This is a genomic window from Pannonibacter phragmitetus (assembly GCF_050510895.1).
Classification (GTDB): Bacteria; Pseudomonadota; Alphaproteobacteria; order Rhizobiales; family Stappiaceae; genus Pannonibacter; species Pannonibacter phragmitetus_B.
This window is the reverse complement of record NZ_JBNINT010000001.1, coordinates 440467-460344: the sequence shown is the minus strand read 5'-3', so window position 1 is coordinate 460344 and position 19878 is coordinate 440467. Positions and strand designations below refer to the sequence as shown.

Genomic DNA, 19878 nt, shown 5'->3' with positions numbered 1-19878 from the left:
CACACGAACAAACGGCTTTGCGCAATATGGCTGGCCAAAGATACCCGCGCAGACAGGAACCATGAGCGAACCCCTCAGAGACACACAGCCGCCACGCACGCAGCGCAGCCTATGGCGCTTCGCACCAGCTGTGCTGATTGTGGCGGGTCTCGTGAGCGGCTATGCGCTCGGGCTGCAAGACTATCTGAGCCTTGACTATCTCGCCGGGCAACGGACAGCCCTCAGGGCCTATGTGGAGGCCCATGTGCTTTGGTCTGCCGCCCTTTTTCTGGTGGTCTATATTCTCGCCGTCGCCTTTTCCTTTCCCGCAGCATCCATCCTGACCGTGTTCGGCGGTTTTCTTTTTGGCTGGCTCTTGGGCGGCGCACTCGTCGCCGCCGGCGCAACGATTGGGGCTTCGCTGCTTTTCCTTGCAACACGTTCGGCCTTCGGCGGCTTCCTGCACCACCGGGTCAAAGGGGTCATGAAGACGCTTGCAGACGGCTTCCGGGAGAATGCCTTCGGCTATCTCTTCGCCATCCGCCTGGCCCCCGTTTTCCCGTTCTTCGTGGTCAACATAGCCGCAGCCCTTTTTGACATCAGCCTGGGCCGGTTCGTCGCGGCGACGTTCTTGGGGATTCTGCCCGGCACCTTTGCTTATGCCTATCTCGGCCAAGGTGTAGACAGCGTGCTTTTGGCGTCTCAGGCATCGGGCCATGAGGCGCAACTCTCTGATCTGGTGACACCCGAGATTACACTCGCCTTTTTTGTGCTCGCCGCGTTTGCCGTTCTTCCCACACTGGTGAAGCTGATCCGCAAACGCAGGACGGCGCAAGGCTGAGCCTTAACAAAATGGCCGGACCGCCCGGGCCATGCTTTGATACGACGGTCCGCCGGGGGTATGCCGGGCCGCAGACGGAGTGCGACGGAACATGCGCTTGCGCAACAGCCTTCTGGCAGCCGGTTTGGCCGCCACCATCAGCTCCCTGCCCGCCGCTGCGGCCAGTCCGGAAGTGACCAACTGGGCCGAAGTCGAGAAAGCTGCGTCCGGTCAGACCGTCTATTTCAACGCCTGGGGCGGCTCTGAAACCATCAACGCCTATCTGGAATGGGTGGGCGCAGAAATGCTGAGGCGCCATGGCGTCACCGTGGTGCAGGTGAAGCTGGATGACACGGCAAATGCGGTTGCGAAAGTGGTCGCAGAAAAGGCGGCCGGCAAAAACGCAGGCGGCTCGGTTGACCTCATCTGGATCAATGGCGAGAACTTCGTGTCCATGAAAAAGCAGGGGCTGCTGCTGTCTCCTGGCTGGGCAGACTCCCTGCCCAATTGGCATTATGTCGATACGCAGAACCAGCCCACAATTCTCACGGATTTCACCGAGCCGGTGGAAGGACTGGAGAGCCCGTGGGGCGGGGCCAAGATGGTCTTCTTCTACGACAGCGCCCGGACGGATGCGCAAACCCTTCCGGACAGCGCCAGAGAGCTGCTGGATTGGGCGCAGAAGAACCCAGGCCGTTTTTCCTATCCTGCACCGCCGGATTTCATCGGCTCCTCCTTTCTGAAACAACTGCTGAGCGAAGTCGTCGCAGAGCCTGCCAAACTGATGGAGCCGGTGGATGAGGCCAGTTTCGAGCACGATACAGAGCCGCTTTTTGCCTATCTTGATGAGCTTCACAAGGTTGCCTGGAGGTCTGGAAAAGCCTTTGTGCAGAACTATCCGGACATGAAACAGAAGCTGGCCGATGGTGAGCTGGATATCGTCTTTGCCTTCAATCCGGCAGAGGCTTCGGCCGGTATCAAGGCAGGCGAGCTGCCCGATACCGTGCGGTCTTTCACCTTCTCCGGCGGGACGCTCGGCAACACTCATTTTGTTGCTATTCCCTATAATGCCAATGCCCGCGAAGGGGCGCTGCTGACGGCCAACTTCCTGCTTTCGCCGGAAGCGCAGTTGCGCAAGCAGGACCCTGCCTACTGGGGAGACCCGACCGTTCTGTCCATGGACAAGCTGGATGAAGCAGACCGCGCGGCTTTCCAGTCCCTTGATCTGGGCATTGCCACTCTTGCGCCGGAACAGCTGGGGCCTGTGATCGCCGAACCGCACGCAAGCTGGATGGAGCGCATCGAAACGGAATGGCGCCGCCGCTACGCCAGCGGCAACTGACACCGTGGCAACCGGGGGCAGAACGGCACCAGTGACGGACAGGGCGCCTGCGCTCCTTGCAAGGGGCGCGGTGCTGCTGACGCTTGCCCTGCTGCTTCTGCCCATCGCCTTCGGTCTGCTCGGCACCCTGCTGCCCGCCTTCGGCTATCTGCCGGTTCTTGGCGGCGAGAGCTTCGACCTTCATGCCTTCCGCAGTCTTGCGGCAACGCCGGGCCTCCTGCCAGCCGCTGTTCTCAGTCTGGCGGCAGGACTGGCAGCCTCTGCGCTTTCGCTGCTGCTCACGCTGCTGTTCATTGCCGGTTTTGCCGGAACACCGGTTCTGTCGCGGCTTCAGCATCTTCTGTCACCGCTGCTTGCCGTGCCCCATGCGGCGGCTGCCTTCGGGCTTGCCTTTCTCATTGCCCCCTCTGGCTATCTCATCCGCCTTGCCGCGCCGCTGACCGGCATCACCCGGCCACCGGACATCCTGATCCCGCATGATCCCTGGGGACTGGCGATGGTGGCAGGACTGGTGATCAAGGAAACGCCGTTTCTGTTTCTCGTTACACTGGCCGCCCTGCCGCAGGTGGATCTGGCTGGCGCAAGGCGGCTTTCTGCCTCTTTCGGCTACGGCCGGGTTGCAGGCTTTGTCTATCTGCTCTGGCCTGCGCTGTACCGGCAGATCCGCTTTGCGGTCTATGCCGTCATCGCCTATTCCACCTCGGTGGTGGACGTGGCGCTCATCCTTGGGCCCAACCTGCCCGGCACACTTGCGACCCGGCTGGTGGACTGGATGAATGATCCTGACCTCTCCGTCCGCTTTCTTGCCTCTGCCGGGGCACTGGCTCAACTGGCGGTAACGCTCCTTGCTCTTCTCGTCTGGCTTGGCCTGGAGCGGCTGTGCGGGACGATCGCATCCCGTTTGCGGGATCGCGGGATACGGTTCAGGCGCGATGCCCTGTTGCGCCGCCTGGCCGCCCTGACCCTTGCCCTCACCGGCTGCGCCGTCTTTGCGGGGCTTGCCGTTCTGGCGCTTTGGTCCGTTGCTGGCCTCTGGCAGTTTCCCGCATTGCTGCCCCAAGGCTTCACCTTGCGCAGCTGGGCAAGCGCCCTGCCGCAGATTTCCGGACCGCTTCTGACCACTCTCACCATTGGAATTGCATCAACGCTGATCGCGCTGATCCTTGCCGCCGGCTGTCTGGAACGCGAAAGCCAGACCGGGAAAGGAGCCGGAGAACGCGGACTGCTGATCCTCTATCTGCCGCTGATCGTGCCGCAGGTGACATTCGTGTTCGGCCTGCAGATGCTCTTCATTGGCAGCGGCAGCCAGAACAGACTGGCTGCGCTCATTCTCGTGCATCTGGTTTTCGTTCTGCCCTATGTCTATCTGTCTCTTGCCGGTCCCTGGCGAGCCCTTGACCCGCGATACGAGATCATTGCGGCAGCGCTCGGCAAACCGCGCCTGACGGTGCTCTTCACCATCCGGCTGCCGATGCTGCTGCGTCCGCTGCTGACGGCAGCAGCTGTCGGCTTTGCCGTTTCAGCGGGGCAATATCTGCCAACCCTGCTGATCGGCGAAGGACGTTTCGCAACGATCACCACCGAAGCCGTCGCCCTAGCGTCCGGCAGCAACCGGCGGGTCATCGGCGTTTATGCGCTGCTGCAGGCCATCCTGCCCTTCCTTGCCTTTGTGCTGGCCGCGCTGGTGCCCGCGCTTGTCCACCGCAACCGCCGCGCCATGAGGATTTGATCATGCGGAACCGCGAAGGCGCATCCGGGCTCACGCTCAGCAACGTCACCATCCGCCATGAAAACCATGTGTTGATTGACCTTTCGGCGCATGTCGCACAGGGCGATGTGCTCACGATCATGGGGCCATCCGGAGCCGGCAAGTCCACGCTTCTGGCCTATATCGGCGGCTTCCTGGATCCCGCGTTCCGCGCCAGCGGCGATGTTATCGCAGATGCCGTCAACCTGTCCGGCCTGCCGCCAGAACAGCGGCGTGCCGGCATCCTGTTTCAGGATCCCCTGCTCTTTCCGCACATGAGCGTCGGGGAAAACGTCGCCTTTGCGCTTCCTGCCGAAGTGCGCAGCGCGGCAGAACGGCAGAGAATGGCTGCTGAAATGCTGGCGGAAATGGAGCTTGACGGCTTCGCCGGGCGCGATCCGGCCACTCTGTCAGGTGGGCAGAAGGCACGGGTGGCGCTTGCCAGGGTGCTCGTGTCGCGGCCACGGCTGCTGTTGCTGGATGAGCCCTTCTCCAAGCTTGATGCGGATTTGCGGGCTCAGATGCGCAGCCTTGTGTTCGCAAGAGCGCGCTGCGCAGGCCTGCCCGTGCTACTGGTCACCCATGACGAGGCCGATGCCGAGGCAGCAGGCGGCACAGTGCACCGCCTTGGCCGGAGGGGAGACCCAAATGCCTGATGCAGCAAACGAACCTGCCCCGATCGTGCTTCTTGGCGGCGGCCATGCCCATATGGAAGTGATCCGCCATCTGGGCAGCCTTCGCCTGTCCCGCCCGGTCACTCTGGTATCTCCGGCCCGTCACACACCCTATTCCGGCATGCTACCGGGCTATGCTGCCGGAGATTACCGCTTCGAGGATTTCCATATTGATCTGGCGGCCCTTTGCGGGCGCTGCGGTGTCACATTCCTCGAAACCGCTGCCACCGGCATAGACCCCACAGCAAGAACGGTGACGCTCGCGGATGGCAGTACTCTTGGCTACAGCCTCCTGTCCATCGACACAGGCTCAACGCCCCAGCTCCCACAAGGCCTGTCCGGCGGCATCCCGGTAAAGCCGATTTCCGGTTTCACGCAAGCGCTGGCGCAGCTGGACGCATTGGCAGCCAGCACTGAAACGCCGCTGCGGATTGCCGTGGTTGGCCAGGGTGTAGCCGGTGTTGAGCTGGCCTTTTCCCTGAGGCAGCGTTTCGGGCATCGTGGGGTGCAGATTGCGCTGGCCGGACGCTCGCAGCGCCCGCTGCCAGAGCGAAGCAAACTGGCACAGTGCATGGTGGCGAGGGAACTCGCAAAGGCCGGGATCAGCCATCATCCGGAGTTTGATGCGATTGCCTTTTCAGATGGCCGGCTCACGACGCGCGACGGCAGGCAGCTCGCGACCGATGAAGTGGTCTGGGCGACCTCAAGCGGAGCGCCGGGCTGGCTGCAGGGCAGCGGCCTGGCTCTGGATGCGGCGGGCTTTATTCGTGTGGACAGCATGCTGCGCACTGTCTCGCATCCGGATGTCTTCGCTGCCGGAGATGTAGCCTGCCTGCCCGAGCCGAGGCCAAAGGCCGGAGTCTTTGCCGTGCGGCAAGGACCTGTTCTGGCGCAGAACATCCACCGCAGCCTCACAGGCGCACCGCTGAAGCCCTACCGCCCCCAGCGCGCCTGGCTCACGCTTATTTCCCTGCCGGGCGGACGCGCGATTGCCGACAAATGGGGCCTTGCCGTCTCCGGCCGCTGGGTGCGGCTCTGGAAACACCACGCCGACACGCGCTTTCTCCGGCGTTATCAAGCGCCTGAAAACGTAAGCCCTCTTCCACGCCAGCCATAAGGCCGGCGTGTCCGTCAGCCGGCGCTGGCACCGGATCTTCATCTCGTTGACCGCAGCCTGCCGGGCATCACCCGGATGGTGGAACTCGGCCATCTGAGAGGGTGTCTGCTGACGTGACGTCGCCCGTCCAGGCCGCTGCACGTGGCGGACCAAGACGCAGGAAGTCGATGGCGCGGGCGGCGATCTGGGCGCTCACCTCATCAAGGCTCGCCGGGCGCAGGTAGAAGGCGGGAACCGGCGGCAGAATGATGCCGCCCATTTCTGTGACCAGCGTCATGTTGCGCAGATGAGCGAGCGTGAGCGGGGCTTCACGCGCCAGCAGCACCAGCGGGCGGCGCTCCTTCAGCTGCACGGAGGCCGCACGCACCAGCAGATTGTCATCAAGTCCATGGGCAATAGCCGCAAGGCTGCGCATGGAACAGGGAGCCACGATCATGCCATCCACGGAAAAGGAACCGGAAGCAATGCGTGCGCCCACATCACCCGCAGGATGGTGGCAGGCAGCAAGCGCGGAGAGGCTTTCCAATGCCCCTTCCCCGCATTCCAGCATCAGCGTGCGCTCTGCTGCCGGGCTCGTCACCAGATCGAACTTAATGGAGCGGGCCGCAAGTTCCCGCGCTGCCGGCAAAGCCAGCGCCGCGCCCGATGCCCCCGAGACACCCAGAACAACATGGCTCATAACAGCCCCTCCGCCGTGAGAATGCGCTGCGCGGCGGCCTCTGCGGCAGCACTCAGCTTCATGACCTTGCCAAAGGGGCGCTGGGTTTCTGAGCCAATCTTCACCGTTGCATCAAGGCCGATCTTGCCCGCCAGCCCATCAAGGGGCGAGGCGAAGTCAAGATAGTCCATCGGCGTCCGGTCGAGGATCATGCTGTCTCGGGCGGGGTCATAGCGGGTGGCGAGCGCCCAGGCGATGTCATCCCAATTGCGCGGGTCGATATCCTCGTCCACCACCACGACCATCTTGGTGTAGCTGAACTGCGGCAGCATGCCCCACAGGGCCATCATCACCCGCCGCGCCTGCCCCGGATAGCGTTTGGCGATGCTGACCACGGCCATACGGTAGGAGCAGGCAGCCGGCGGCAGCCAAAGATCACGCACCTCCGGGATCTGCTGGCGGATGACCGGCAGAGCCAGATCATTGAAGACCTCGCCAATGATCGAGGGTTCATCCGGCGGACGGCCGGTCCAGGTGGAGAGGTAGAGCGGGTCGCGCCTGTGGGTGATGGCGCTGACTGTCAGGACGGGAAAGGGCTCGACCGAATTGTAATAGCCCGTGTGATCGCCGAAGGGGCCTTCAGGTGCGCTATCGCCCGGCTGCACCCAGCCTTCTATGACGATTTCCGCATCGGCCGGAACCAGCATGGGAATGGTGCGAGCGGGCACAAGACGGGTGCGCGCGCCGCGCAAAACGCCGGAGAACGCAAGTTCCGACACGGTTTCCGGCAGGGGCAAGGCCGCCCCCAGCAAAAGCGCCGGATCAGCGCCAAGCACGACCGCCACTGGCATGGGCGCGCCGCGCCCGTCATTCGCCTGCATATAGCTGCGGTGATGGGCTGCGCCGCCCCGATGGGCGAGCCAGCGCAGGATCATCCTGCGGCTGTCCAGCACCTGCGCCCGGTAGATCCCCGCATTGTAAGAGGCAGTATCCGTCAGCGCCGAGCCCTCCGGCCGGGTCAGAACCACTGGCCACGTGACCAGCGGCCCGCCGTCTTCCGGCCAGCAGGTCTGAACGGGAAGAAGCGAGAGATCAGGCTCTTTCATCATCTCTTCCTGCACGGGCGCACGGCTGGTCAGCCTCGGCCGGTTGCGCAGGGCAGCGGCCAGGTGCGGCCAGCGCGCGAGCGCGTCCCGCACCCCGTCTGGCGGCACGGGATTGCGCAGGGCCGCCAGGAACTGGCCCAGCGCCGGAATATCCGCAAGCCCCACGCCCAGCCCCGCCGCCACCCGCTCCCGCGTGCCGAAGAGATTGGCGACGGCTGGTACCGGGCTGATCCGCCCGTCTGCCTGCACCGGCGCATCGAATTGCAACACCGGCCCACCGCTCAGGAGCACCTGCCGGTGCACCGCTGTCATTTCCTCTACAAGTGCAACAGGTGAGGCAATGCGCCGGAATGTTCCTTCCCCGGCACACCAGCCAAGGAAGGAGCGGAGATCTGGAAAAGGAGGAAGCGTGCGCATGGGGGCCCGGGCAAGAGACTGGCAAAAGACCGGAAAGGCTTAACAGCCCCCCGCCCCCAAAGATTGACGCGCATCAACAAGGTGGCAGGGAAATTCACGCCCCTTTGGGACGGAAGGCGGCAATGACATCCGGATTGGTGTCGATCCGGGCCGCGCCGATGAGATCGAGGCAATAAGGAACGGCGGCAAAAATGGCGTTGAGCGAGGTGGCAATGGCCGCAGGCTTGCCCGGCAGGGTGATGATGAGGCTGGTGCCGCGTGTTACGGCTTCCTGCCGGGAGAGAATCGCGGTCGGCACCTCAGCAAGATTGGCCCGGCGCATGGTCTCGCCAAAACCGGGCAAGTGCCGCTCGGCAATGAGGCTGACACCTTCCGGCGTCTGATCGCGCGGCGCAGGACCTGTGCCGCCGGTGACGAGAATGAGATCGCAGCGCTCCACATCACACAGTTGCTGCAGCGTTCCGGCAACGCTGTCCGCACCGTCCGGGATAAGCCGGCAGACCATTTCAAACGGCGGCAGCACCACTTCCTTCAGCCAGTCGAAAATGGCAGGGCCGCTGAGGTCCTGATAGGTGCCCGCACTCGCCCGGTCGGAGACGGTGACAATGGCAATCTTGGGCAGGGGCATCGGGTCTGTCCCTTTTGAAATTCATCTGCGGGAGAAGGCTTGGCATTGCGGGCGAGTGACCAGTTTGCGTCCACGCAAAGGGATATGCAACCTGCAAGGACTCCAGAGTTTGTTCCGCAACAACGTTCCCGGCCTGCAAAGACCTTAGCTGTGAGCCCACCGCTGGCAATTGCCAACAACGGGAGACCACAGCATGTCATCACCTCATGAACCGCACCGGCCACCTGCCGGGCGTTTCACGAAATCGGCCGCACGCAACATTTTCTACGGCGGATCGATCTTCTTCTTCATTGTCTTTGTCGGCCTAACCGCCCAAAGCCATTGGCACATCGTCACCAAATCCACGGACGAGGCAACGATGACGGCCGGCGTCATCCGCGGCAAGCACGTGTGGGAAAAGCACGCCTGCGTCAACTGCCACTCGATTCTGGGCGAGGGCGCCTATTTCGCGCCGGAACTTGGCAACGTCTGGGTACGCTATGGCGGCAAGGACGATCCGCAGGCCGCCCGCGAGGGGCTGATTGCCTGGATGCAGGCCCAGCCTTCCGGCATCGAGGGCCGCCGCCAGATGCCGCAGTTTCATCTGACCGACCAGGAACTGAACGACCTCGCCGATTTCCTCGAATGGACCAGCCGCATCGACACCCAGGGCTGGCCGCCCAATGACGCGGGCTGAGGAGGGACAACCATGAAATACGCTTCCCAAAGAGTGGCCTACTGGTACTTCGTCTGCGCCATGATCCTGTTCGGCGTGCAGATCGCCGCAGGCGCCCTCGCCGGCACGGTCTACGTGCTGCCGAACACGCTGTCCGAGATCCTGCCCTTCAACATCATCCGAATGATTCACACCAACGCGCTGATCGTGTGGCTGCTGATGGGCTTCTTCGGCTGCACCTATTATCTGGTTCCGGAAGAGGCGGAGCGGGACATCGAAAGCCCGCTGCTGGCCTATATCCAGCTTGGCCTGCTGATGTTCGGTGCGCTTGCCGCCGTCATCGGCTACACACAAGGCATCCACGAGGGGCGCGAGTTTCTGGAGCAACCACTCTGGATCAAGATCGCCATCGTCGTGGTCGCGCTGATCTTCCTCTACAACATCTCCATGACCGTGCTGAAGGGCCGGCGCACCGCCGTCACCAGCGTGCTGCTCCTGGGCCTTTGGGGCATCGCCGTCTTCTGGCTCTTTGCCTTCTACGCGCCGGACAACCTGTCACTGGACAAGATCTACTGGTGGTACATCGTCCATCTGTGGGTGGAAGGCGTATGGGAACTGGTGATGGCTTCGGTTCTTGCCTTCCTGATGATCAAGATGACCGGTGTCGACCGGGAAGTGATCGAGAAGTGGCTCTATTCCATCGTTGGCCTTGCGCTCTTTTCGGGGCTGCTGGGCACCGGCCACCACTATTACTGGATCGGCGCGCCGGGCTACTGGCAGTGGGTTGGATCGATCTTCTCCGCCCTTGAGATTGCCCCCTTCTTCGCCATGGTCATCTTCGCCTTCTCCATGGTGTTCAAGGGCCGCAAGGACCATCCGAACCGGGCGGCCATGCTATGGTCGCTGGGCTGCACGGTGGGCGCCTTCTTCGGGGCGGGCGTCTGGGGCTTCCTGCACACGCTGTCTTTCGTGAATTATTACACCCACGGCACGCAGGTGACAGCCGCACACGGGCACCTCGCCTTCTATGGCGCCTATGTGATGCTGAATCTCGCCCTCATCAGCTATGCCATGCCCTATCTGCGCGGCAAGGCGCCCTACCACCAGACGCTGAACATCATCTCCTTCTGGATCATGAGCGGCGCGATGACGGTGATGACCTTTGCCCTCACCTTTGCCGGTGCGGTGCAGGTGCATCTGCAGCGGGTGATGGGCATGGCTTACATGGACGTGCAGGACGAAATCGCCCCGTTCTACTGGGTGCGCCTTGGCTCCGGCGTGCTGGTGCTGCTTGCAGCGCTCATGTTCCTCTGGTCCGTGTTCGGCCCCGTTCGCGACCGGCGGGTATCCGCTCAGCGAAAGGCTCAGGCAGCGCCCCAACCTGCCGAATAGGCCTGCTGAATGAGCCCTGCTCCGGGCGCGGTGGTGGGCCGCGCCCGGAGCCCTCTTCACGCCAGAGACGTGATCCCAGAGACGTGAGCAAGGAGACCTTCATGACCGTCCCGCACTCCGCACATGCTTCCCCGGACGCCCCCTTCTACGCCCCTTCGGGCAACGAGTGCCTGCTGTTCGAACAGGCCTACCGCAACCGCCTGCCGGTGCTGCTGAAAGGACCGACGGGCTGCGGCAAGACCCGCTTCGTCGCCCATATGGCCGAGCGCCTTGGCCGCCCGCTCTATACGGTTGCCTGTCACGACGACCTGACGGCAGCGGACCTGACCGGCCGCTATCTGCTGAAAGGCGGGGAGACTGTCTGGGCGGATGGCCCGCTGACCCGTGCCATCCGCGAGGGCGCGATCCTCTATCTCGACGAGGTGGTGGAGGCCCGCAAGGATGTGACCGTGGTCCTGCATCCCGTCACCGACGACCGGCGCATTCTGCCGCTGGAGCGCACCGGCGAAATGCTGAGCGCCCCGCCGGAGTTCATGCTCGTGATCTCCTACAATCCCGGCTACCAGAATGTGCTGAAGGCCCTGAAGCCTTCCACCCGCCAGCGCTTCATCGCGCTGGAGTTCGGCTATCCCGATCCGGAGACGGAAGCGGCCATCGTTTCGGCCGAAAGCGGCCTGCCGAAAGACCGCTGCGTGCCGCTGGTGCGCGTCGCAAATGCCCTGCGTGATCTCAAGGGTCAGGATGTGGAGGAAGGCGCCTCCACCCGGCTGCTCATCTATGCCGCAACGCTGATCCGCGCAGGCGTGAAACCCGCCGCCGCACTGGAAGCAGCCCTGTTGCAGCCGCTCAGCGATGATGCCGACGTGCAGGCGGCGCTCGCTCGGGTGGCGGAACTCGCACTGGGGTGAAACATGTCGATCTTCGAACCGGAAGAATTCGTCGGCTCCCATTGGCACGCGCTGGTGGGCAGCCTCACCACCCTGCCCCGCTATCCGGAGGCGGGCGTGCCGCTCGCAGACATGCGCCTGCGGCTCGGCGTGCTGTTCCGGGCGCTTGGCGGCAGCGGTGCCATCCGCATTGCAGAAGCTGCCCCTGCCGTGTCCGGTCACCGGCTCAGCCTGCTGCGCCGCATGGGACTGGGGCAGGAAAGGCTGGAACGTGCCGTTCTGGACACCGCCGCCCTGCGCCTGCCACCGGTGATCGATTGTTTTCCGCAGAAAGAAGACAATGCCGCCCTCTACGAATGGCTGGCCGCCTGGTTTGCCCATGCAAGGCCCGTGGCCGTGCATGATGATCTTCTTGTCAGCGACCTTCTCTCCTTGCGCGCCGCCATTGCCGCCACGCGGGAAGCGCTGAACACATGGCCGGGCCTCAGGGCGCTGTTTCACAGGCTGCGTGGAGCTGCACTTTCCGTCCGGCCCGAACGCCGTCTGCCCCCCGTGGAGGCCCGGCTGGAAGAGGCCATCTGCGCCCTTCTCGGTGGCCGCCGCCCACCGGACACCCGCCTTCTTGCCGCCATCGAAGAGCCGGAGGCAGACCTTCGCCAGTTCAACGCCCCGCGCGGCTACCGGCCTTTCCTGCCGGTGCCTTTGTTCGGCGAGATCCGCCTGACCGCAGGCGCGGCCCAGCCGGACGAGCGGGACGAAGCAAGCGGGCGCTCCGTATCCGCCGATACACGCCGGCGCCAAGCTGAACGGCGGCAGACCGATCAGAGCGACCGGGGCGATCCACTCTGTTTCCACCGGTTCGAGACGATCTTCTCGCTGGCCGAGATGGTGAATGTGAACCGCCGTGTCGATGAAGACGATGAGGATGGCGCCAGACAAGCCGCAGATGACATCAGCGATCTCACCATCGGCGCCAACCGTCAGCGCACGGCGGCAAGGCTGAAGCTGGACCTCGACCTTGCCCCGGCAGAGGCCGAAGAAACCAGCCTCACATCAGGCCTGACCTATCCCGAATGGGACTGGAAAAAGCAGATGCTCCGCCCGGATCACTGCCGGGTCATCGCCGGACGCGCCAGGGAAAACAGCGAAGGCTGGCAGCCAACAGCAGACATGCAGCGCCAGATCCGGGCCGTACGGCGCCACTTCGAGGCCCTGCGCCCGCGCCGCGTGGTGCTGCATGGCCAGCCGGACGGCGAGGACCTTGACCTGTCGGCCCTGGTGCGCGCCGCCGCTGACCGCAAGGCAGGTGGCGCGGGTTCGGAAAACCTCTTTCTGGCCGGCCGCGCCATCGAACGGGACCTGTCCATGGCGGTACTGATGGACGTGTCGCTCTCGACGGATGCCTCCCTCGGCACCCACCGGGTGATCGACGTGGAAAAGGCCGCCCTCCTGGCGCTGACGCAAGGACTGGATGCCTGCGGTGACGAGCATGCCATCTTCACCTTCACCTCCCGCCGCCGCAGCGCCGTGCAGGTGGACACGGTGAAGGACTTCGGCGATGCCGTGGACGGCCGGGTTCTGCGGCGGATCGAGAGCCTGAAGCCCGGGCAATATACCCGTATGGGCGCAGCCATACGCCACGTGAGCGCACAGCTGGCCCAGCGCCCGCAGCGCCACCGGCTGCTCCTGCTGCTGACGGACGGCAAGCCCAATGACATCGACTATTACGAAGGCCGCTATGGCATCGAGGATACGCGGGCGGCCATCCGGGAAGCACGCAAGCAAGGTCTCAAGGTCTTCGGCGTGACGGTGGACGAGGAAGCGCGGGATTATTTCCCGTGGCTCTTCGGCCGGGGTGCCTATGCCATCATCACCCATCCGGACCGTCTGCCTTCGGCGCTTCCAGCGATTTACCGGCAGCTGGTGGGATAGCTTGCAACAAGCTGAAACTTTGCGCCCGCGCAACGTTGCCCGCAGCCTGCAGGCGCAACATGAAAGCTGAAGGCATCCACCCGAAGGAAGCCTGGCATCAGCCAAGGAGGCAGAAACATGGTCACGATCCTGAGGGGCCCGGTCTGCGCGGAAACCATTCTTGAGGGCATGATGGACACCTACAAGGAGACCATCCCCATCTTCATCCGCCGCAAGATGCGCTGCATCGGCTGCCCCATCGCCCATCTGCATGATGTGCGGGAGGCTTGCGAAGAACATCATGTGCCGCTGGAGGAGTTTCTGGGCGACGTGAACCGGACTATCCTGGGCGCTAGAGGAAAGGCGCCATGACACGCGAAGCACCGGAAATCGACCTTAAAGATATCGCTGCCGGCTTTCAGATGCCGCCAGAGGAGGCCTTGCGCCTGATGCGGGCAGGCAGCATCACCTGCCGTCTGCATGAGGGGCGGGACGAAGACGAAGGCCGGTTTGCCTGCCTGTTCTTCCACGGTAACAAGCGCCTGACACTGATTGCGGATGCCGCCGGAACCATTCTGCGGCGCAGTCTGGTTGACTTCGGCCAGCATCCCCTGCCCCTGCCATGCGCCAGGGCCCGCAGCTGCGTTGACCCCGGCCCGCAACTGCGGACCGGGCAACCGGTATTGCCGCATCAGCCACAGCCGCCACGGCCGGAAGAACCGCAGCCGCAGCTGTCGGAATGGCTGTGATCAACCTGCGCAACTTCGCCCTCATGCGGGCGGCCGACGATGACGTGCCAGTCGGCAGGCCCTTCCACACGATAGGTCCAGGTGAACTGGCCGGGCAGGTAATGCTCGAACTGATGCAGCAGACCCAGCGGATTGTGGTCGTTGATCAGTTCGAAGCTTTCGCCCGGCATCAACGCCTCGTACTGGCGAAAGACCAGCATATGGCGCTGCGGACGCGGCAAAGGCCGCAGGTCAACGGTGACGGGGGAACTTCGGGCTGGACAGCGGAAAGAGTCATCAGAGGCTCCAAGACAGAGGTTGAGGCCCCAACAGCTAGAAGCTTAGCCGCCACCCTTCCTTGTCGGGGAACAAACTCCGGAGCGCCTATGCCCGGCCGGCGTCAATCGCCGCTGCTTTCTGCCAGCAGGTAAAGCCGGTGCGGATCGACCACAACAACACGCTTGCGGCTGGACTGGACAAGCCCCTTTGCCTCCCAGGCGGTCATCACCCGGCTGACGGTGTGTAGCGTTGTGCCGGTCATTTCCGCTATGTCCTGACGGGTCACCGGGAAGTCGATGAGAATGCCCTCTTCCGTCTTCTTGCCCGCCTGGCGCACCAGCCGCAGCACCGCATGGGCGACGCGCCGCTCCACCTCTTCCGTCGAAAGCTCCAGAATGCGCGTGTGCGCGTCCTGCAGGCGCTGGCCAACGGTCTGCAGGGCATTGAGTGCCAGCGTGGGACTGCGGGCAATGAAGGCTTCCCACTGGTTCGAGGGCCAGGCCAGCGCCAGACTGTCGACGATGGCCGTGGCCGTGGCCGGATAGTCCGGGCGCCGCATCGCGCGGGCAATGCCGAAGATGTCACCCGGATTGACGTGCCGTACCACCACCTGCTGGCCATCCGGCGTGGTCTGGATCACCTTCAAACGGCCGCTGAGCAGGCAGAAGAACTCTGTCGCCTCAATGCCCTGCATGAAAGCCGTCGCCCCATCCGGCAACTGACGCACGCTTGCTGTAGACAGGACGTTATCAAGATCCGTATCTCCCATGTACTGAAAAATACTTAGATTACGAATGAGCGAGCGATCCAGTCGATGCACGGCCATTGAATTTCTCCAGATCACTTTTCAAAGGCGCAGCAATGACTTGCCTCATCAACTGCGACAAAACGGCATATCCGGCAACCACCTTGGCTCTGTTTGCCTTTTCGCAAACACCTCTACTGCACTTTGTTCTGTAATCGCGTCAACACCCAAGGCAACCTGAACGAAAGGAAATGCCATGTTGACCCGCCGTGAAGCCCTGTATGGTGCAGCCGCCATCGCTCTTTTGGCCGCAGCACCGCTCCATGCAGAAGAAGGAGCCAACCCCACACTGAAGGCCGCCGCCGCGCAAACTGACCTGACCGAAGGTCTGGAACGCGTAAAGGCCAAGCTCGTCGCCCCGCCCTTTATCATGGAGCATGATCAGGTGGCCAAGGGTGGGCCAAAGGTCGTCCAGTTCACCATGACTATCGAGGAAAAGAAGATCGTCATCGACGGTGAAGGCACCACCTTTCAGGCCATGACTTTCGATGGCTCGATGCCTGGCCCGACCATGGTGGTGCATGAAGGGGATTACGTCGAGCTGACGCTGATCAACCCCGAAACCAACACGATGCCGCACAATATCGACTTCCACGCGGCAACGGGCGCTCTCGGCGGCGCACAGCTGACTTTCGTCAACCCTGGCGAACAGGCCACCTTGCGCTTCAAGGCCACGAAGAATGGCGCTTTTGTCTATCACTGTGCGCCCACAGGCATGGTTGCCTGGCATGTGGTCAGCGGCATGTCGGGCACCATTCTGGTGCTGCCTCGTGAGGGGCTGAAAGACGAGGCAGGCAAACCGATCCACTATGACAGGGCCTACACCATCGGCGAATTCGACCTCTACGTGCCGAAGGACGAGACCGGGAAGTATGTGGAGTATGACAGCCCCGGCGAGGCCTATGCTGATACGGTCGAGGTGATGAAGGGGCTGGTGCCCACCCATGTCGTGTTCAACGGCGCCGTCGGCGCGCTGACAGGCGAGAAGGCCCTGAAAGCCAATGTCGGCGAAACCGTTCTGGTGATCCACAGTTCGGCCAACAGGGACACCCGGCCGCACCTCATCGGCGGCCACGGCGACCATGTCTGGGAGCGCGGCAAGTTTGACAATCCGCCGCAAAAGGGACTGGAAACCTGGTTCGTGGCAGGCGGCAGCGCCGCCGTGGCGACCTACAAGTTCCTTCAGCCGGGCATCTACGCCTATGTGAACCACAACCTCATCGAGGCGATGGAACTGGGGGCTGCGGCTCACTTCAAGGTGGAAGGTGAGTGGAACAATGACCTGATGATGCAGGTCTCGGCCCCCGGCCCGATCTCCAGCAACTGACAGCCTGCTGCGGCAGCCCGCCCTCCCCGGGCTGCCGCAACCCACTTTTCTCCCCTTCCCGGCGATCAGGAGGTCCTCCATGACCTTGATCAGATACACCAGCGCCGCTGTTGCAGGCCTTGCCCTCCTCACTCTGCTGCAGGGCTTTGCAGATGCACCAAGCGCCCCGCATCCAGCGCCAGAGACGGTGCGGTTGGAGGAAGCTGCCATTGTCTACAGAGAGCCCGGGGAATTTCTGGACAGAGGTACCCCCGTCAACGGACCTCATGTTCCTCTGACGCTGGAACGCCCGCTGATCATCATGCGGGCGCAGGTCACACGTGGCGCCTATGATGCCTGTGTCGCTGATGGTGGATGCAATGCGCTCGACACACCAAGCGCTCCGGAGCTGCCAGTCACCGGCGTGAACTTCATCGATGCCGAGGCCTATGCCGCCTGGCTGTCGGAGCAAACCGGCCAGACATGGCGCCTGCCGACCGACAGGGAATGGGCGCTCGCTGCCGGATCGCGGTTCAAGGATGATGGCTATACGGAAATCAGCGACCCGGCCAATCCTTCGAAACGCTGGATCGCGGTCTACGATATTGAATCGAAACTGCAGGAAGAGATCGACCCCAAGCCCATGCCCACCGGACATTTCGGCACCAACGAGCATGGCCTGCAGGATCTTTCCGGCAATGTCTGGGAGTGGACATCCACCTGCTACCACCGCCACCATGTGCTGCCGGGCGGAGAAGTGCGGGAGACGGAAAACTGCGGCATCCGCGTCGCTGAAGGCCGTCACCGGGCACTGATGACAACCTTCTTCCGCGACCCCAAGGCCGGGGCCTGCTCGGTGGGGGTGCCACCCGCCAATCTCGGCATCCGGCTTGTGCGCGAAGAAAAGGGATTGCGGCAATGGCTGGGGCTTTAGAGCCGGACCGCAAACCCCTGGCCGCTGCAGCAGACACCGCATTGCTGCAGCGGCTTGCGCATGTGTTGCAGGACATGGGCCTGCCCTGCGCCTGTCAGGAGGAAGTGGAGCGTACAGTCGCCATCTTCACCGAGTTCGAAATCCGCCGCACCCGCCGCCGCCTTCTGGAAAGCGCAAGGGAGCGCACCCGCCAGCTGGCCAGTTTCCTTCCCTATCTGCAGGATCTTGAATCCCCCGGTGCCGCCGAAATGGATGCCGCCGACCTGGCCGTTCTCGCCGATACCTTCCGCCAGATTGCCGCTGCCGCCGCGCAAGGGGTGGCAAGCCTTGAGCTTCTGGCCGGGGTTCAAACCAGCACGCCACGGCAGGAAGACTGAAAAGCTGCACCAAAGCTTGTGCCTGCTCAAAGAGGCCGGGCGGCGATGGCCGCACTCTTCCTGCAACATATCCACCCGCAGGAGCCCCCGAAGGAGTCATTGTCCCATGACCAGTGAAGCCTCCATCCTTGCCGCCCTCGCCACTGTCGATGATCCGGAACTGGGCGTCAGCATCGTGGATCTCGGCCTTGTCCGGAACATTGCCTGCGCGCCCGGACACATCCGCATCACCCTTGGCATGACAACGCCAACCTGCCCACTGGGCGGGCTGATCGCCGAGACCGCATCCATCGCGGTGGAAGAGATTGCCGCGCCGCAGACCGAGGTGGAAGTCACACTCGACCGTGCCTTCCGCTGGGCGCCGGAGCTCGCGGCGCCCCATGTGCGCCAGCGCTTCGGCGGCGAAAACCCGGCCCCGGCGAAGGTCTCAGACGCGGAGCCCGGCCTGTGGCAGCGTCTGAGCGCAAGGCTGTGGAGCTGATCATGCCCCGCTCCATGGTGCGTGCCGCCCGTCTTCTCACCGCCCTTCTGGCACTTGCCAGTCTGATCACTGGCCTTGGCGCAGGGCTGGCACGGCTTGGACTTCTCGATCTTGCTCTTGCCGTGTCAGACCGGCATTCGGTCTTCATGCTTTGCGGTTTCTTCGGCACCCTGATTTCGCTGGAGCGCGCGGTGGCGCAGGGATCGAACGCTGCCCTTGCCGTGCCTGCTGTCTCGGGGCTTGGTGCCGTTCTGATCTGGTTCGACCCGCAATCAGCCGCCCTCGCCTTCCTTGCTGCCGGGGCAGGCCTTGGTCTTCTGAGCGCGCAGGCCGCGCTGGCACTGCGCACCCTCTTCAGCGTCATTCTCCTGGTGGCCGCAGTGCTTTGGCCCATCGGCACAGCCGTGTGGCTTGGCACCGGCGATCCGGCGGCAGCCGCCTATATCTGGCTCGGCTTTCTCATCCTCACCATCACAGCGGAACGGATCGAGCTGTCCCGCTTGCGCCGGCGCGGGCCCGTGCAGGCGGGATTACTGATCCTGCTGGTGGCCTTCTTCTGTCTCGGGCTGCTGACCGGCGAACCGTTTTCCGGGACGCCCTGGCTTGCAGGAACGGCGCTCGCCGGGCTTGCCCTGTGGCTGGCGGTCAATGACGTGGCGCTGATCACCATTAGGGGCGAAGGCCTTGCCCGTTACTCAGCCGCCGCCCTTCTGTGCGGCTACGGCTGGCTGCTTGTGGCAGCAACGGCGCTGCTGATGCTGCCGCCGGGTACCTCCGCTGCGGGGCATGACATTGCGCTTCATGCCATAGGCCTCGGCTTCGTGCTGTCCATGGTCTTTGCCCATGCACCCATCATCCTGCCAGCCGTCGCAGGCCTGCGTATCCGCTACTCCGCCGCGCTCTATCTGCCTCTTGTGCTTCTGCAAGTCGCAACTGCGCTGCGCGTGGCAGGCAATCTGCTGGAACGGGACAGCCTGCGCAATGCGTCCGGCTGGATCACCTTGGGCGCCCTTGGCTTCTACGCGGCGGCACTTGCTCTCTCCAGCCGCCCCAGACCCCGCAAGGCCTGTGCAGCGCACAACAACCGTCATCCAGTTTGACCTGGCTCAACGTCGGCTGACCATGCGCACGCTATTTCTCCCTCATACCTGAACTCGAAGTTCAACTTTGGAGAAAAACATGTCCATGAAGTCCCTCATCCTCGCCACGGTCACGGTCCTCAGCCTCACTGGCATGGCCGCCGCTGCAGACCATGAAGTCAAGATGCTGAACAAGGGCGCAACCGGCGCCATGGTCTTTGAACCGGAACTGATCACCATCGCCCCCGGCGACACGGTCACCTTCAAGGCCAGTGACCCCGGCCACAACGCCGAAACGGTTCCCGGCATGCTGCCGGAAGGCGCTGAACCCTTTGCGGGCAAGATGGGTAAGGATGTCACCGTCACCTTCACCCAGGAAGGCGTCTACGGCGTCAAGTGCAAGCCGCACGTGGGCATGGGCATGGTCGCCGCCGTCGTCGTCGGTTCCCCGGTCAATCTGGAAGCTGCTAAGGCCGTAAAGACACCCGGCAAAGGTGGCAAGAAGTTCGAAGCCCTGCTCGGCGGGCTTTGAGGCAATCCAATGTTTCCGCTCCCC

Annotated in this window: 22 protein-coding genes; 17 read left to right on the top strand and 5 right to left on the bottom strand. The window is 63.4% G+C overall.

All coding sequences use genetic code 11. The features are described 5' to 3' along the window. Window positions 1-61: 61 nt before the first annotated feature. The 5 genes from ACQB61_RS02145 (at window position 62) to ACQB61_RS02125 (ending at window position 5679) form a co-directional block, all read left to right on the top strand. Window positions 62-820 (top strand): TVP38/TMEM64 family protein, encoded by a 759-nt coding sequence (locus ACQB61_RS02145; protein ID WP_430511302.1) that lies wholly within the window; start codon window positions 62-64, stop codon window positions 818-820. Between the two features lie 91 nt (window positions 821-911). Then, window positions 912-2141: an ABC transporter substrate-binding protein gene (locus tag ACQB61_RS02140; RefSeq protein WP_430511301.1), complete on the top strand. Its 1230-nt coding sequence runs from the start codon at window positions 912-914 to the stop codon at window positions 2139-2141. A gap of 31 nt (window positions 2142-2172) precedes the next feature. Continuing rightward, a complete protein-coding gene (locus ACQB61_RS02135) occupies window positions 2173-3870 on the top strand; it encodes an ABC transporter permease (protein WP_430511300.1) in 1698 nt (565 codons plus the stop codon). A 2-nt stretch (window positions 3871-3872) separates the two neighbouring features. Further along, window positions 3873-4544 carry an ATP-binding cassette domain-containing protein gene (locus ACQB61_RS02130; RefSeq protein ID WP_430511299.1) on the top strand — a complete coding sequence of 224 codons (672 nt, stop codon included), beginning with the start codon at window positions 3873-3875 and terminating at the stop codon, window positions 4542-4544. Continuing rightward, window positions 4537-5679 (top strand): FAD-dependent oxidoreductase, encoded by a 1143-nt coding sequence (locus tag ACQB61_RS02125; protein ID WP_430511298.1) that lies wholly within the window; start codon window positions 4537-4539, stop codon window positions 5677-5679. Before ACQB61_RS02130 ends, ACQB61_RS02125 begins: the two co-directional genes overlap by 8 nt. Before the next feature lie 67 nt (window positions 5680-5746). Here ACQB61_RS02125 and ACQB61_RS02120 read toward each other — a convergent pair whose 3' ends face one another. The 3 genes from ACQB61_RS02120 to mog form a co-directional block, all read right to left on the bottom strand. Further along, the gene (locus ACQB61_RS02120; RefSeq protein WP_430511297.1) at window positions 5747-6358 is read right to left on the bottom strand and encodes a UbiX family flavin prenyltransferase; all 612 of its coding nucleotides are present in this window, start codon (window positions 6356-6358) and stop codon (window positions 5747-5749) included. Next, a complete protein-coding gene (locus tag ACQB61_RS02115) occupies window positions 6355-7860 on the bottom strand; it encodes a UbiD family decarboxylase (protein WP_430511296.1) in 1506 nt (501 codons plus the stop codon). Before ACQB61_RS02115 ends, ACQB61_RS02120 begins: the two co-directional genes overlap by 4 nt. A 94-nt stretch (window positions 7861-7954) precedes the next feature. After that, complete coding sequence (gene mog, locus ACQB61_RS02110; protein WP_430511295.1) at window positions 7955-8488, bottom strand: molybdopterin adenylyltransferase; 534 nt, start codon at window positions 8486-8488, stop codon at window positions 7955-7957. Window positions 8489-8681: 193 nt separating this feature from the next. On the opposite strand from mog, the gene ACQB61_RS02105 reads away from it, so the two are divergent. The 6 genes from ACQB61_RS02105 (at window position 8682) to ACQB61_RS02080 (ending at window position 14082) form a co-directional block, all read left to right on the top strand. Further along, a complete protein-coding gene (locus tag ACQB61_RS02105; RefSeq protein WP_430511294.1) occupies window positions 8682-9164 on the top strand; it encodes a c-type cytochrome in 483 nt (160 codons plus the stop codon). Between the two features lie 12 nt (window positions 9165-9176). Further along, complete coding sequence (locus ACQB61_RS02100; RefSeq protein ID WP_430511293.1) at window positions 9177-10535, top strand: cbb3-type cytochrome c oxidase subunit I; 1359 nt, start codon at window positions 9177-9179, stop codon at window positions 10533-10535. Window positions 10536-10636: 101 nt separating this feature from the next. Continuing rightward, window positions 10637-11443, top strand: coding sequence for a CbbQ/NirQ/NorQ/GpvN family protein (locus ACQB61_RS02095; protein WP_430511292.1), 807 nt, complete (start codon window positions 10637-10639; stop codon window positions 11441-11443). Window positions 11444-11446: 3 nt separating this feature from the next. After that, the gene (locus tag ACQB61_RS02090) at window positions 11447-13354 is read left to right on the top strand and encodes a nitric oxide reductase activation protein NorD (RefSeq protein WP_430511291.1); all 1908 of its coding nucleotides are present in this window, start codon (window positions 11447-11449) and stop codon (window positions 13352-13354) included. A 117-nt stretch (window positions 13355-13471) separates the two neighbouring features. Further along, on the top strand, window positions 13472-13705 hold the full coding sequence (locus tag ACQB61_RS02085; RefSeq protein WP_430511290.1) for a DUF1858 domain-containing protein: 234 nt from the start codon (window positions 13472-13474) through the stop codon (window positions 13703-13705). Next, window positions 13702-14082: a DUF6522 family protein gene (locus ACQB61_RS02080; protein ID WP_430511289.1), complete on the top strand. Its 381-nt coding sequence runs from the start codon at window positions 13702-13704 to the stop codon at window positions 14080-14082. Before ACQB61_RS02085 ends, ACQB61_RS02080 begins: the two co-directional genes overlap by 4 nt. On the opposite strand, the gene ACQB61_RS02075 is transcribed toward ACQB61_RS02080, so the two are convergent. Further along, window positions 14025-14282 (bottom strand): DUF2249 domain-containing protein, encoded by a 258-nt coding sequence (locus tag ACQB61_RS02075; RefSeq protein WP_430511288.1) that lies wholly within the window; start codon window positions 14280-14282, stop codon window positions 14025-14027. The two genes, ACQB61_RS02080 and ACQB61_RS02075, sit on opposite strands and share 58 nt — an antisense overlap. A 179-nt stretch (window positions 14283-14461) precedes the next feature. Then, window positions 14462-15166 carry a Crp/Fnr family transcriptional regulator gene (locus ACQB61_RS02070; protein WP_430511287.1) on the bottom strand — a complete coding sequence of 235 codons (705 nt, stop codon included), beginning with the start codon at window positions 15164-15166 and terminating at the stop codon, window positions 14462-14464. A 175-nt stretch (window positions 15167-15341) separates the two neighbouring features. Here ACQB61_RS02070 and nirK point away from each other — a divergent pair, with 175 nt between their 5' ends. From nirK to ACQB61_RS02040, 6 genes are all read left to right on the top strand, one after another. After that, on the top strand, window positions 15342-16472 hold the full coding sequence (gene nirK / locus ACQB61_RS02065) for a copper-containing nitrite reductase (RefSeq protein WP_430511286.1): 1131 nt from the start codon (window positions 15342-15344) through the stop codon (window positions 16470-16472). Between the two features lie 79 nt (window positions 16473-16551). After that, window positions 16552-17385 carry an SUMF1/EgtB/PvdO family nonheme iron enzyme gene (locus ACQB61_RS02060; RefSeq protein WP_430511285.1) on the top strand — a complete coding sequence of 278 codons (834 nt, stop codon included), beginning with the start codon at window positions 16552-16554 and terminating at the stop codon, window positions 17383-17385. Further along, a complete protein-coding gene (locus ACQB61_RS02055; RefSeq protein ID WP_430511284.1) occupies window positions 17370-17762 on the top strand; it encodes a hypothetical protein in 393 nt (130 codons plus the stop codon). Before ACQB61_RS02060 ends, ACQB61_RS02055 begins: the two co-directional genes overlap by 16 nt. Window positions 17763-17868: 106 nt before the next feature. Next, window positions 17869-18243 carry a metal-sulfur cluster assembly factor gene (locus ACQB61_RS02050; protein WP_430511283.1) on the top strand — a complete coding sequence of 125 codons (375 nt, stop codon included), beginning with the start codon at window positions 17869-17871 and terminating at the stop codon, window positions 18241-18243. Next, window positions 18210-19343 (top strand): hypothetical protein, encoded by a 1134-nt coding sequence (locus tag ACQB61_RS02045; RefSeq protein WP_430511282.1) that lies wholly within the window; start codon window positions 18210-18212, stop codon window positions 19341-19343. The genes ACQB61_RS02050 and ACQB61_RS02045 overlap by 34 nt, the downstream gene beginning before the upstream one ends. A 79-nt stretch (window positions 19344-19422) precedes the next feature. Next, window positions 19423-19854: a pseudoazurin gene (locus ACQB61_RS02040; RefSeq protein ID WP_430511281.1), complete on the top strand. Its 432-nt coding sequence runs from the start codon at window positions 19423-19425 to the stop codon at window positions 19852-19854. The last annotated feature ends 24 nt before the right edge of the window (window positions 19855-19878 follow it).